The 13,351-nt window shown below is 41.9% G+C and carries 11 protein-coding genes; all 11 read right to left on the bottom strand.

The annotated features are described in order from the left end of the window. Positions 1-98 precede the first annotated feature (98 nt). The 11 genes from LX92_RS14705 to LX92_RS14655 all read right to left on the bottom strand — a co-directional run bounded on the left by LX92_RS14705 (position 99) and on the right by LX92_RS14655 (position 12,859). Positions 99-2,906, bottom strand: a complete 2,808-nt coding sequence (locus LX92_RS14705; RefSeq protein ID WP_109652124.1) for an alpha/beta hydrolase family protein — start codon at positions 2,904-2,906, stop codon at positions 99-101. Between the two features lie 185 nt (positions 2,907-3,091). After that, positions 3,092-3,733: an REP-associated tyrosine transposase gene (locus tag LX92_RS14700; protein WP_394340347.1), complete on the bottom strand. Its 642-nt coding sequence runs from the start codon at positions 3,731-3,733 to the stop codon at positions 3,092-3,094. 213 nt (positions 3,734-3,946) lie between these two features. Beyond that, entirely contained in the window at positions 3,947-4,873 is a 927-nt protein-coding gene (locus LX92_RS14695; protein WP_170117856.1) for a WD40/YVTN/BNR-like repeat-containing protein, read from the bottom strand. A 148-nt stretch (positions 4,874-5,021) separates the two neighbouring features. After that, positions 5,022-6,209, bottom strand: a complete 1,188-nt coding sequence (locus LX92_RS22765) for a YHYH protein (RefSeq protein WP_223308381.1) — start codon at positions 6,207-6,209, stop codon at positions 5,022-5,024. A gap of 114 nt (positions 6,210-6,323) precedes the next feature. Then, positions 6,324-8,390: a polysaccharide lyase family 8 super-sandwich domain-containing protein gene (locus tag LX92_RS14685; protein ID WP_170117855.1), complete on the bottom strand. Its 2,067-nt coding sequence runs from the start codon at positions 8,388-8,390 to the stop codon at positions 6,324-6,326. Positions 8,391-8,622: 232 nt separating this feature from the next. Continuing rightward, positions 8,623-9,114 (bottom strand): DUF3592 domain-containing protein, encoded by a 492-nt coding sequence (locus LX92_RS14680; RefSeq protein WP_109652111.1) that lies wholly within the window; start codon positions 9,112-9,114, stop codon positions 8,623-8,625. Next, the gene (locus LX92_RS14675) at positions 9,111-9,662 is read right to left on the bottom strand and encodes a DUF3592 domain-containing protein (RefSeq protein WP_109652108.1); all 552 of its coding nucleotides are present in this window, start codon (positions 9,660-9,662) and stop codon (positions 9,111-9,113) included. Before LX92_RS14675 ends, LX92_RS14680 begins: the two co-directional genes overlap by 4 nt. Positions 9,663-9,731: 69 nt before the next feature. Further along, a complete protein-coding gene (locus LX92_RS14670; RefSeq protein WP_146197842.1) occupies positions 9,732-10,913 on the bottom strand; it encodes a DUF6051 family protein in 1,182 nt (393 codons plus the stop codon). Between the two features lie 473 nt (positions 10,914-11,386). Further along, positions 11,387-11,629 carry a YgjV family protein gene (locus LX92_RS14665; RefSeq protein WP_109652102.1) on the bottom strand — a complete coding sequence of 81 codons (243 nt, stop codon included), beginning with the start codon at positions 11,627-11,629 and terminating at the stop codon, positions 11,387-11,389. Beyond that, on the bottom strand, positions 11,626-12,108 hold the full coding sequence (locus tag LX92_RS14660) for a MarR family transcriptional regulator (protein WP_109652099.1): 483 nt from the start codon (positions 12,106-12,108) through the stop codon (positions 11,626-11,628). The genes LX92_RS14665 and LX92_RS14660 overlap by 4 nt, the downstream gene beginning before the upstream one ends. A 154-nt stretch (positions 12,109-12,262) precedes the next feature. Further along, positions 12,263-12,859: a DUF2238 domain-containing protein gene (locus LX92_RS14655; protein WP_109652417.1), complete on the bottom strand. Its 597-nt coding sequence runs from the start codon at positions 12,857-12,859 to the stop codon at positions 12,263-12,265. Positions 12,860-13,351 lie beyond the last annotated feature (492 nt).

Here is a 13,351-nt window from a genome sequence, read left to right as displayed (position 1 = left end):
ACGTAAAACAAGCATTCAAATGGGGTTACTACAATGGCATATCATGACCCGTACCTATATTTCCATTTTATCAATGCTTTAGAGCCGAAATAAAACAACTACTCTTCAGCTCCTATAAGCTCCAATCCCTGATTGACCCCTTTTTCCATGGCAGGTACCCCTCTTTGCATCCAAACGGGTTTTGGCGCGCCTTTTAAATAATAATCGAAAAACTGTGCCATCCGGATATTGAAATCCTTTCGGTTTTGAAGTTTTAACGGCCAATGCGGTTCCCCGTTGTAATTTAGAAACCATGAAGGTTTTCCCAAACGACGAAGGCTTACGAAAAATTCGATGCCCTGGTACCACGGCACATGTCCGTCCGCATCATTATGCATAATCAACAGCGGTGTATTTATCTTGTCTATACTGAAGATGGGGGAGTTTTCTATATACCGTGCAGGGTATTCCCAAGGCGTACCCCCGATCCTGCTTTGTGTATGCTCGTATTGAAATTGACGACTAAGACCCGACCACCAGCGAATTCCGCCATAGGCACTGATCATATTGGGTACGGGTGCACCGGATTCCGCGGCTTTGAAAATATCCGTTTTCGTAACGAGATAAGCGATCTGGTAACCACCCCAACTGTGTCCTTGCACACCGATATTATTTGTATCGACAAACCCTTTTTCGATCAAGGAAGTGATGCCCGGAATCACACAATTGTAGGCACTCTCACCAGGATACCCCACACGATATTCGATATCGGGATTGAAAATTACATACCCACGACTGGTATAAAAACTATAGTTGATCGATGATCTTTCGGCTTTTGGTGCCCTATGGCGATATAGGTTATCTGTACTGCGTTCGTAGAAGTTCACTAGCATCGGATACTTCTTCTTGGGGTCAAAATTTTCAGGTTTTACCAATAGCCCCTTTAGTGCCTTACCATCGAGTGATGTAAAATCCACCAATTCAATCGTACCCCAGTTGTAGTCTTTTTGTTGTGGGTTGGCATTGCTGAGTGCGGTTATCTTTTTAAAACCCATGTCGCAAGTATGTAAATCAGGGAACACTTCAAACGATTCTTTGGTGAACAGCAACCGATCGCTCAATTTCGCTTTTTTTACGTTCGCATACCGAAAGGGTCCTGAAATCAAGGAAACCAGCTTTTTGGTTTTAGGGGTATACGAGGCATAACCCGAGTTTTTGGTTTCCTCATTGAACGTACTCAACAGCCATTTTCCTTTTGGATTTAAAAAACGTTCCTCATCATCTAGCTGCACGTAACGGTATCTTGTTTTGGTTTCACGGCCTTTGGTCAATCGGTTTCCCGAACCTGATTTAGGATCGAATTCCCAGAGGTCATAGCGGTCGTACAAAATGATCGAAGCGTCATTTTCAGTAAAACCGGCCACCCCATAAGGTGATGGAAATTTTGGGGAATCGTTCAATTCATCATAAAAGACCTTCCCCTTGGTCAACGTGGTGTAGGCTTTTGAATCAATGTCATACGTAAACCACGTACTATCAATGGCATTATAACCAAACGTGTATTTTGCCTTGGGACTAAGGCTCATTCTGGGTGATTTTTTTACCTCCATCCTGATCTCCCCCGTTGCGGTGTTGATGATCACGTAATCATTTTCACGATAGCCCTTCCATTGACTTTCCAATTCGTAGGGTTCCGTTGTGCCCACGAGTGTATAGGTTGCATTTCCCTCATCACCAAGTTCACTGTTAGGATATTCGGCGGTTGCCAAGGGCACCAACTTCTTATTTTTAAGGTGGATAACGGTTTGGTACGATCGTATGGTATCGTTTTTCAACTGTAGTTCCTGAACCGTGTAGAGTTGTGGCTCATCGTACGTCCACACCTCAACGTTTACGATTTCTTCATCGGTCAGGGTGGTATCTTTGACGATCGGGGGTTTACGCAACCCGAAGAACAGTTTTGATTCGTCTTTGGAAAAGCTCACTTCACCATCGGAGGAAACGAGATACCCCTTGGGTGCGGATTCGGAATCGACCAGTTTTTCGGCCATGGCTTTTCCTTCTGTCCATAGATATAAGGCGTTGGGCCTCACCTGTATTTTGGTCGTATCGGTATCGACAACGAAACCTAACTGTTTGCCCGACTCACTGAACTGCAATTGATTGTATTTCGCTTTTTTAGCACTATGGATGTTGGTCTTTTCCCCATTTTCAAGATGGATGACATAGGCACCTGCATCAGCCTCTTTATCAACTCCGGTAGAAGTGTAGGCAAACCATTTTCCTTTTTTGGCAAAGGTAAAATGGGTGACGAATTTTAGGGTATCCTCTTTTTGGGTTTCCAGATTACGTAATACCACATGATAGCCGGTTTTTTTACCTACTTTTTTGGGTTTCTTTTTCTTATCCTTTTTTTCTGGGACGGAATCTTTTTCTTCCTCCCCATCGTCATCCTTCTCCTTTTTCTTGGTTATTTCCTCCAATTGATACGCCACATACCCTGACCATTCTTCAGGAAGTTTGTACGATTTTACATTCCCGATTTTAGTCTCACTATTTGTCTTGAGGTTTAAAATACCCAGTGAGTCCTTAGGAAGGTCTTTCTTTTTCACCTTTCTGCTCTTCATGGCAATTACACTGTCTTTCCAAGCTTCAATGGTAAACAGCACATAATCGGAATCATAGGTGAACATCCCTTTTGAACTTCGCTCATGTTCAAAAACCGTATTGCCTTGACTATTTTTCACTTTTAGGAAATTATCCTTCTCCCCTTTTTCCAAGGAATACAGGACATGGCCCCCGTCCGGTGCCAAAGTGGCCCCTTTGATCGTATTCCATATGGCATAATCGGAATGGTCGAGCGCCTTTTTTTGGGCAAAAACGGAAATGGAAATAAGGAGCAGAAATAATGGAAATAGTCTTTTCATTGGATGGATTTCGTTGGTATACCCAAATATAAGTATAATCGAAAAATAAGGCCATCGACTGTGCGAAGTTTGCAACTTCGACCATATTATTAAGCTGGGCTATTTCACTCTTGTCTCTTACTTACGCAATACGCTACGAAGTCAAAGACTTCGAAGAGCGGTAATCTGTGACTTCGCATCACATTCTACCAAGAAATACTTTTCCAAAAAGTATTCGGTTTTAAAACATCGATAACGGGATTGTCTATTAACACTATGTTTAAAATTCCATTGCCTTCAACATAGTTGGATGCACTTGAATATATATAATTGGATGCTTTATCTACAATCCCTGACCTGACGGGATTCAAATGAATGTAATCCAGTTTAGACCACATGAATTTTTCGGAATAGATTTCTTCTGGATGGTTTCCGTATTTCCAAAATTGAAAGTTTTTGTTACGACTATGGGTCAACGCCGCTTTCTTAAAACGTTCCAACATCCATTCGCGCCTACTTTCGGGCTCCTCTTGTATAGATTTTAGAATGGCCTTGGCCGTGAATTTTTTAAAATCAGCTATTAAGCCAGAAAGATCTTCATTTTCACTTTGCAGTATGGCATGTAAATGATTGCTCATGATCACAAAGCCATTTATTATCATTCCTTTTTCTTTTTGACAGAATTGCAGGCTTTCAATAATAATATCCTTATAACGCCGTCTGGAAAATATATCGATCCAATCAACAACGGTAAACGTTACAAAGTGCGGTTTGCTTTGGTCCCTTATTTTATAGCCTTCATTATTGAACATGGCCATTAAGATAATGATGCTGATAGAAGTTTGCAACTTTGTGTCATCACTAAAGTTGTGCGAAGTTTGCAACTCGGCTGTGCGACGTTTGCAACTTCGCACCATATCATTAAGCTGCGCTATTTCACTCTTGTCACTAACTTACGTACATAGCCAATACTCGGCTGTGCGAAGTTTGCAACTTCGCACCATACCATTAAGCTGCGCTATTTCACTCTTGTCACTCTTGTCACTTACTCACAAACTTACTTAATACGCTACGAAGTCACAGACTTCGCAGAGCGGGTATACTTCTGCTGAAGCTTCTTCCCCCCTATTATCCACCAGCGCATATGCCTTTAAAGGATTGGAATAGGATACCGCAAGACCGATACGTCCGATCTTAGGACCTTGGGGAAATCCATTCACTGACTTCTTCCATGAGGCACCGCCATCAGCACTTACGTAAATAGCACTGTTGCTTCCACTTACACCGGGATTGTTCTCCCACATTGAGGCATACATGATATTGGGATCACTATGCGAAATAACAACATCATTGGCACCGGTTTTCTTATCGACATACAATACATGCTCCCAGGTTTCACCACCATCCAGGGTTCTATAGACACCCCTATTCTCGTTTGTTGACCAAAAATGGCCCATTACGGCTACCACGGCGATATTGGGATCGGTGGGATGAACCGCTATCTCCCCTATATGCCAAGAGTCATCGAGACCACAATGTTTCCATGTTTCACCTCCATCATTGGATCGATATATCCCATTACCGGGCATGGTAAAATTCCGGGATTTCCTTAAACTTTCACCCGAACCTAAATAAATGATATTGGAATTGGACGGAGCAAGGGCAATATCGCCAATACCCAAGACGGGCTGGTCCTCAAAAATCGCTTTCCACTTTAATCCATTGTCCACCGTCTTCCAAAGATTTCCGGAACCAAAGGCGGCGTAAATGGTCCCCGGTTTGGATTCATCTATTTGTACGGATTCCACCCTTGCAGAATTAAGGACAGGGCCCAAACTTTCCCATTGGAACCTGTATGGGGTCGATTTTTTTAATTCCTGATACTCCAAAAAGGAGGATGCTAGCGGTGAAGAAGGCTGTTGCCCTTGTACTTTGGTACATTGAAAACAAAGTGCCCAAACCATCAAAAATGCAAAAGGTAATTTCATTGAATACTGTATTATAGTTACGCGATTTTTTTTAGTCTTTTGAACACCCATTTGTTGCTGCCCCTTAAAACCGTACCAACAATCCCCCAAATAGAAGCGGTATGCCATCCAACCCGAAAAATATTAAAAACACCAAGAATCCGGCTTCCTATTCCTGTACATCGGTATAGCCCGGTAAGCCGTGTAAGCAACCTATAATCTGGTTGCCTCCAGGTTCCCCGGCGTGGTAATGGTAGCCTCGAATTTCATCGGAGTGACCACCACATTCGTCCAAGTTCTCGGGTTTGTCCCCGTTTTTATCCAACAGGGCATAAATTCCGAATCCGTCTATGGCATAGCCCACCATGGGGGCATGTGCATCTTCCTGTGCAATTTCCTTGGTAGAACCCGTAACGGCGTGGTAATGATACCCCCCATGCGGATTTACATGTCCGCCATGATCATCCAAGGGAGCAATGGTATGTGCGGCCAAGATGGCGTGGGTAGGTGCCGGAGGATCATAATTTACCCCATTGAAGGCCATTCCTATGCCTCCCCTACCAAAACTTTGGGCGGTGGTCAGGTATTGGGGTTGTACGGGAATCACGAAGGTGGTTACCTGATCCTTGAAAAAATCGGGCATACATTCCACACAATAGTTGTTGTACGCTTCATCAACATCGGGCTTTGCGGCTGCCAAACAGGCTTCCTTGGTCAAGGTGACGTTTATGGTGCCATCCTCGTTATACATCCGCCATTTATCATCACTATAGAACTCCGCCAAATCGGCGATAAAATGTCCGGAGACATCATAGACTTTCCCTTCTTCAAACCAAATGCCCGCTTTTTCCATACCATCTTCGATATGTCGTGGGCACCAAGGCCCCATCGGATGTTCGGTGGCCTGTGAATGGGTCTTTATCACATAACAAAGGGTTTCCACGCCCGACAAGGATATCGTTTCCTGGGCAATCTCCCCGATGATGTTCTCTTTGATGAACAAATCGGTATTTACGGGAACGGACTTTACGGTGGTATCGAAGTCATCTGGACTTACACTGTTTTCATGTTGCTCCATCGGAGGTGGGGGTTTGGGCCCGTTTTCCAATTCGCTTTCGGTCAAGAATCCATCCTTATCCGTATCGATATTCAAAAAATCCTCGGCAAGGGGTCCATGCACTTCCGTTTCGGACAGCTTTCCGTCCTTATCGGTATCGAACTCCGAAATGATCTGGGTAGCCGATGGTCGCTGCCGATCTTCGGGACCTTGATTCTGTTTGTTGTTGGACTTACAGGAAAGCAGCATAAGAACTGCAAGCAGATACTGTAGTTTATATTTTAAGATCAATTTCATCATACCGTCTTAACTATTTTTTATCCTAGGTTCAGTGACTTGGATCACCAATGCTCCAAGATACGCTATTCATAAATTTATTCCTTATTCACAGCACCGGGAGCTTCATTTTAAACATCATTTCTCCCTTAGTATGATGGAGGCCTTCATTCCTTTATTTTCATTCTCCGATGGAAGTATTATATCGAAATAAGTAACGTTCCCGTCAATTTTCGAAACCTGAGAACCTTGAACCTTGTATTTTCCCGATATTCCGAAGGAAAGCTTTTGAAGCTTTTGGGTCGGGTCCACCGCTTCTATCTTCCATCCTTTTTCAAGTTTGTGAAGACTCAATAAACAGGGGGATTCGATCTTCAATTGTTGCTTATGCCCAATCTGGACTTCATTGGATTCAAAGGCACTGATGGCGATTTTATTACCCTGATCGAAACTTAGGGCATGTACCGCTTCATTATGCGTCAGTATTTCCCCCAATTCCTTTTTGATCGCTTTTGCCGCTTCCTTTTCCGTTACCCCGACGATACTGACATAGGCATATTTTCCGTTCTTCGGATGTATGCCATGATCCACTTCCAGATCAAAAACCGCTTTTGATATGAGGCTATCGGTTTGCCAAGTCAATATCCTTTTCCAATTACCGGTCTGTTCGCCTTGCCGAACCTTCAACAGTTGCTTGTCCAGACTCACGTATACAATACTATCATGCCAAACGGAAGTGATTTTGCCTTTCTTTTCGTTAACGATTACCGGACCTTTTTTATAGCATTGATTGATGGTGGTTACCACCTCAGAATTCCTATCGGTGCTTATAGCCGAACCCAAAGCATAGACTTTATTGTCAATAAAAAAATAGGATTTATTCGCCTTAAGACTATCCCGTCGATATTCAAAAGCGGAGATTCCGCCCCAATCACTTTGTAGACCTCCCGTAAAATGGGAGCCGTTTTTATATCCCGACCAAGTCAATACGGGAAGTGGCACAGTATCTTGTACTGTGGTGGTGCCGGGTAATTTCCTCCAATTCCATATCGGGTAGATCTCATGGTATTCGTCCCCGCTACGATAGATCAGGTTCGTACCATCGCCCAAATGATACCCCATTAGGTTTTCACCATTGCCGGCCTCGGCACCGATTACACGTTGGGAAGACATACGTACGGGCGAGAAAAACCCATCTGTGCGATACAGGCTATAATCCGAATTTCGAAAATGGACATACCCATTGGGGGGACTGGTGGGATTTTCATGGGTATCGAACCCGTTGAATATGTGCTCTAGGTTTTTATACAGCTCGTACTTTGATATTGGCCCGCGATATTTTTCCCCGTTTACCCTCTCTGGAAAAAGTTGCCGTCCTGTTGCCAAAAGCTCATATTTTCCTTTATAATTGACTTTTTGCTGCGCCTGGAACATGAAATTCCGCATGAGGTCTACCTTGTCGGAAGAAAAGGCAATATCCGTTTTATTGTAAATGAACATCCACTTAACGATATCCTCGGCAAAATGCAATCCATAGTTCCCTAATTGGGGTTGTGGACCGTGTTGGTGAAAAGAATAATCGGGTTGAATACCCTCTTCGTAAGGTTTTGATGGCATTACGACGGACTTGATCGTATCGGCGGCAGCGGTCATCAAATCTTTATTTCCACGTAGCAGTTCACGCATAAAAACATTGCCACTGAGCCATATCTTATTTTGACCCGTCATATAGATTTTGGACTTGTCCATCACTTCCAAGGATTTCACCATCGTGGAATCGGGTATGATCTTCCCACAAAGGATCAGGGTGGGCCCAATATTTTGGGGAACGCCTATTTCCTGAAACCACCAATTATCGCTATGAAAATCATGATAGCTCCAATAGTTCAGACCGCCGACGATTACCTCAGCCAATTGATCTTGCTTGTAATATTCGCTGTTCACATCTTCATAGGCAATGGCCAATTTAATAAGTCGTTTAAGATGCTCCCAGGGTTTCCAATTACTTCTTCGGCGCATATCATAATCAATGTCACTAAAAGAATAATCCCCGTTCATTCCCTCTAGTAAGTGGGCTACTTCCTCATTGCTTACCTTTTCAAGCAAATAAAAATCCCTTACGTTTTGTTTGAGTTTGTCCAAATCGTTTGATAAGATCAATTGATTGGAGAAAATCATCGTAATAATCAGGATCCATTTTTTCATACAACTCAATTTTTCATGCATTGCCAATTGCGGCTTTCTTCGATTACAAAGGTATTGGACTACACCAAGGAATTGAACTTATTTTAAATATTTTACGCCTGCGTTATCCCTATCATGGGCAAATGCCCCGATTGTTTTAGCCCCTTAACCCATATATCGAATGTTCCCTGCGGAGGGGCATTCTGGGCCACTTGGATAGCGAACGGGGAGCGGTTTTACTTGTCGGCCCGGATTATTTGGCAATAATTTGATCTAAAACCAATGTTAGATCATCACTTAAATCATAAATCCAAATTACAACGGCAATCGCAACGAAGAACAACCCTACTGAAATAAAATAGTAAGGAAAATAGTTCGCTCCGGCAATCAGGCAAGACATTGAGCTATTACCCGGTTTATAAAACACCTCTACCTTGGTGCCTTGGGGTAACTTTTCCTGTATCTTTATTTTCTCCTGTTTAAATGGACTCCACGCTTCAACATAGGGAAAAAGTTGATTCCCGACCATTTCTTTTCCCTCACCATTTTTGGAATAGCTATATTCCAAATCCACTTTATAGGTTATGGACTTTCGGCCATCAGTGTCTTCCGAAATTTTCTCTATCAATTCCGAACGTGTTATCGTACCGATAGCCCGGTTCCATTTTTTGGCACTATTGTCGAGCACCTTTATAATTATGCCAAATAAACCAGTGACTAATCCGATAATCAACGTAATGATCATGGTATGATATTTAATTGGTCCGCCAGATACTCGGCAGGGTGTTTTTTACCTACATAACCCCAATGAATGAGCAACAAAGGGAAAATCAAAAAAGCGATCGCTGCCCCAATATCCTTTAAGTCGATATCATATTTAAGCAATGAAGACTGACTTGGATTTTTGGGATTGACATAAACGATTACCTTATGCTTGTCTTTTAATTTCTTGTAGAGTTCATTATGGAAATTGCTGTTATATTCCTTTTCCTGATTAAGTCCGATAAGGGTGTTGGTATAATATTCCCCTCCATAATGGTAAGTGTATTGGATCTTACACTCATCAAGGGGAAACACCATGGACGCTTCTTCCGGCATATCGGGGTTCGGTAAGCTTTCGAGTTCAACCTTTTGGATCTCGGCCTCCCTTTCCTCCCATTGATATTTATTGTTTTCAGTAAGAAGTACAATAGGTTTATAAATAGAATAACAGGCAAATACAGTTAATAGAATCAAAAAAGCGAACATTGCCGTGATTCCAACTATGTAAATTATTTTTATGAGTGTTCGCATTGATTTATAGTTAGTGTTCTGCGTACCGGTTTTGGTTTACAGAAAATTACAATCCCATTCTATTTACCTTTAAGTGTCCCCTTTGGGCAGTCCGTTCGTATAAAAGGCACAGACTTTTGTAAAAACTTCGGTAAAGTCGGCTTGGATCTGTTCGTTGTTTTTCGTATCTGCAGGAAAAGGATTTTCATGGGTATACGCCCTATCAAAATCCATTTCATCAACTTTTATGGCAATATCACGATACGCCCCTTGAAGGGTATTGATCACTTCATAAGATGGTATTACCGTATCTTTTTGGAGTGTTATGGCGTATATATCCTTTTCATATTTTTTTAGAAGTCCTTCCCTCAAGGTCCTACCCTTTTGATAATTCAGCATGGAAAGCAGTACCTCCCCTTCTATATGGTCTTCCCGAATATAATGATGGAGTAAATCGTCCTTTTGCAGGAATTTATCAAAATGCTCTACCAAAAACGAATACAAAGCGACATTGGCCTCACTATCAAGAATGAATTTTGAAACCGGGGATAGGCGGTTAAATGTGATACCACTACAGAATAAACAAACCTTAGTGTTAGAGAAATAACCATTGTGGTTGGTCAATTTGAGAATTTGGGAAAGAAACCCACCGATGGAGTATGCGAAAATATCAAACTCAAAATCTTTATGGATATACGGATGCCGTCCTTCTTTACATTCTTCGATCAACTGGATCACATCATAGTACGTCTGTAATCCGGACCATATGAATCGCTGTGGCATGGCATGTACCCGCATGCTAATGGCAACGTTCGACAAGGTGGATTGCACTACGTTCGGGTATCTTTTTTTCCTTTCCTCACTCAATTTGAACATGGCCCTCTTACTACTCCAATATTTGGGGGCCCGTTGCATATGGAAGGCTATTGGGAATAAGACAACACTGCTGCCCGTACCCTCACAAATGGCCTTGGCCCAAGGCATATATTTTGACCAGTCCTTCTCATTGAAACCATGGAATAGAAAAATCACTTTTTTAGTGTTTTCACTTCCTGCCGGTTGTACGATATGGTAATCGAAACATCTGTTTTCCTCAACACTGATATCCTTGATATGAACATTGTCCTTAATGGTACCCACATCGTTATGAAAGAAGTGGTTGTATTTTAAATCCAAATCATGTTTCACACAATGGTAGTCCAACGTCCCAGGAAGGATATGATAGGATGAGGATGTAAATCGGTATGCCTTTAATTCGGTTTTACTGTTCATATTCCCTTTATTGAATAAAGCTAAAGGTTTATAGGATATTGATTGCTTTAAATGCGCTATAAAGTTAAGGAATGTTTGTTGTTCTGTTAAAACACCATACGGAATAATAACAATGGCTTTATTGTGGGATTGGTTCTTTGTAAAGGATGATAGACCATACCGAAAAGATGCATTGACCGTTCTAAAAACCAATCTTAAAACACTCTATGAGTATGAATCGGGGATAGTAGTCTTACAAAACAAAAAACTTCGATGACTAGGCTGTGCGTCGCGCCCAAGCCTATCGAATTACCATTGCGAACTGAATAAGATGTACGTAAACCTCGACCGCATCATGGCATAGGAATTATCCTGTCCCTTTGCCTTATCATGGACTGTTGTTCCTACAGCGCAGAAAGCTGTACAAACTAGTAAAAGGGGAATGATACCGTTTGCGGGAACCTCGATACAGCGCATCGGGAAATTCTATCCAATTACGATTTTTGTGTGCTATTGACCCGCTCTTTTTTTATTTTATTGAGATGGTAGACGTGTATGATACAAAAAACCACCCCTGCGATAATCAAGGGGATCGATTCCAAAAACACGCCATAAATAATATAAAAGAAACTCGATATCAGGTGCCAAAGACGAAATGCACCCATTTCTTTTTTTGTTATCGCAAAAAAGCCTGTGGCTATTGCGATATAGCCTAAAAGTTCCGCTACTACATTCATTCTAATTCTAGGTTATCCAAGGTCCTATCCTTGTAACTTTTTTGATCTATTTTTAGTTCCAATTGTTTTAACTCCTCCACAAAATGTGGACTATCAGCAATCAAGTCCTCCGTTGTTTTTATACCGGCATCCCAATGTTTTCGGAAAAAGGGCAGCTGTGCCTTCGATTTATCCGATAGTTGCAACAACTGCCTACGGGAATCGCTGTCATCGGTCTTCGTTAGGACATACCCCTTCTTCTTCATCTTTTTGATGATCTTGACACAGGCCGGGTGCGACATGCGCAATTCCTGGCTAATATCCGTTATGGTCATAGATCCATTACGCTCTAGAAGGTAAAATACCAAATGCCAATTAGGTTCTATGTCGAGTCCGACGGTTTTGTAATAATCCCTTGTACTGTACAAAATCTCATCACTCAATCGCTTTATCCTACTTATTAATCCTGCATATTCTATTTCCGATAAAAAGTCGTTCATATTTTATTACGTAACTAGTTACGCAAATATATAATTTTTTACGTAACTGGTTACTTACATGAATAAAATTGTAAAAAAAATTATGCTGATACTTCCTAAAGCCTTTGCTCGGGATTTCTACAGCTTGTGTTTGTAGCTTCAGCGCCGTAGGTCTTTATCCAAGAACCTTCAATTGCCGATCATGCACCTTACGTAAGGTGAGTAACGCCAATACCGCACCGACTAAGGCAAGCGCCATATCCGATTGGGTGTCCCAAATATAGCCCTGTGTGCCCAGAAAGGCCTCTGCCGACTCCCCCGAAGCCAGTGCCACCCCCCATTCAATCAATTCATAGAACGCACTAAATCCCAGACAAAAGGTGACAATCAAAAAATTCTCCCAAGCTTTGGAATTGATCAATCGCTTTCGAATGAATAATTCCCTAGCAATCATCGCAGGAACGAATCCCTGTGCAAAATGCCCGATTTTGTCATAGTTGTTTCTCGTAAACCCGAACACCTCCTTTAGGGTGTTGAAAAAGGGAACCTCGGCATACGTATAGTGTCCGCCGATCATTAAGATGATCATATGGATCAAAATCAGGGTATACACCAAAGGCGTCAACGGAAATGACTTTTCGGTTTTCCATAAGACCAGGAGTCCAATCAACGCCGGCAGAACCTCCAAGAACCATGTAAAATAATCATGGGGATGTATTCCTGACCAAATCAGGGTACTACAGCATATTAAAATCCATATTTTTCGAAGCATGGGATTATGTTTTATTCCTTTGGAGGGGTTACCTACACCTATACAACGGAAGGTATGCCGATTTATTAAAACCCCTTGGGTTATTTCCACCTTGAAACAGACCGATCGGACCTCCCCGAAAGGTAGGAAACCCACCTAAGATTCCTTCCTCTTTTTAAGCTTTTCATCCTCTTCCCCTTCATTTTTATACGCAAATAAAAATGGGACAAAGCTGACTCCCTAGTGTAAAATACTCGACTGTGCGAAGTTTGCAACTTCGCACCATATCCTTAAGCTGGACTATTTCACCCATGGCACTTACTCACGTACTTATCCCTCCCTCTAGTATTTTTACAGGTGGATAAAAATGAAAAAAAAACATATCGCCAGTAAAAACATCACCGGAATTCCATCCATATTCAAAAAAAAAGACCTTGTAAACCCTGTGTTTTAATACGTTAGTGATTATTATTTAGAATTAATATAAATTATTTGGTAAAACTGAAAGGAGCG

It is taken from the genome of Maribacter polysiphoniae (assembly GCF_003148665.1).
Taxonomy (GTDB): Bacteria; Bacteroidota; Bacteroidia; order Flavobacteriales; family Flavobacteriaceae; genus Maribacter_A; species Maribacter_A polysiphoniae.
Note: the sequence above shows the minus strand (reverse complement) of the source record. Positions and strands in the feature narration are given on the sequence as shown.

Excerpts from the sequence above, each read along its gene's own strand:
- LX92_RS14670 (WP_146197842.1), bottom strand. The coding sequence starts at position 10,913 with ATGAACAGTAAAACCGAATTAAAGGCATACCGATTTACATCCTCATCC.
- LX92_RS14685 (WP_170117855.1), bottom strand. The coding sequence starts at position 8,390 with ATGAAAAAATGGATCCTGATTATTACGATGATTTTCTCCAATCAATTG.
- LX92_RS14705 (WP_109652124.1), bottom strand. The coding sequence starts at position 2,906 with ATGAAAAGACTATTTCCATTATTTCTGCTCCTTATTTCCATTTCCGTT.
- LX92_RS14655 (WP_109652417.1), bottom strand. The coding sequence starts at position 12,859 with ATGCTTCGAAAAATATGGATTTTAATATGCTGTAGTACCCTGATTTGG.
- LX92_RS14675 (WP_109652108.1), bottom strand. The coding sequence starts at position 9,662 with ATGCGAACACTCATAAAAATAATTTACATAGTTGGAATCACGGCAATG.
- LX92_RS22765 (WP_223308381.1), bottom strand. The coding sequence starts at position 6,209 with ATGATGAAATTGATCTTAAAATATAAACTACAGTATCTGCTTGCAGTT.
- LX92_RS14695 (WP_170117856.1), bottom strand. The coding sequence starts at position 4,873 with ATGAAATTACCTTTTGCATTTTTGATGGTTTGGGCACTTTGTTTTCAA.
- LX92_RS14665 (WP_109652102.1), bottom strand. The coding sequence starts at position 11,629 with ATGAATGTAGTAGCGGAACTTTTAGGCTATATCGCAATAGCCACAGGC.
- LX92_RS14680 (WP_109652111.1), bottom strand. The coding sequence starts at position 9,114 with ATGATCATTACGTTGATTATCGGATTAGTCACTGGTTTATTTGGCATA.
- LX92_RS14660 (WP_109652099.1), bottom strand. The coding sequence starts at position 12,108 with ATGAACGACTTTTTATCGGAAATAGAATATGCAGGATTAATAAGTAGG.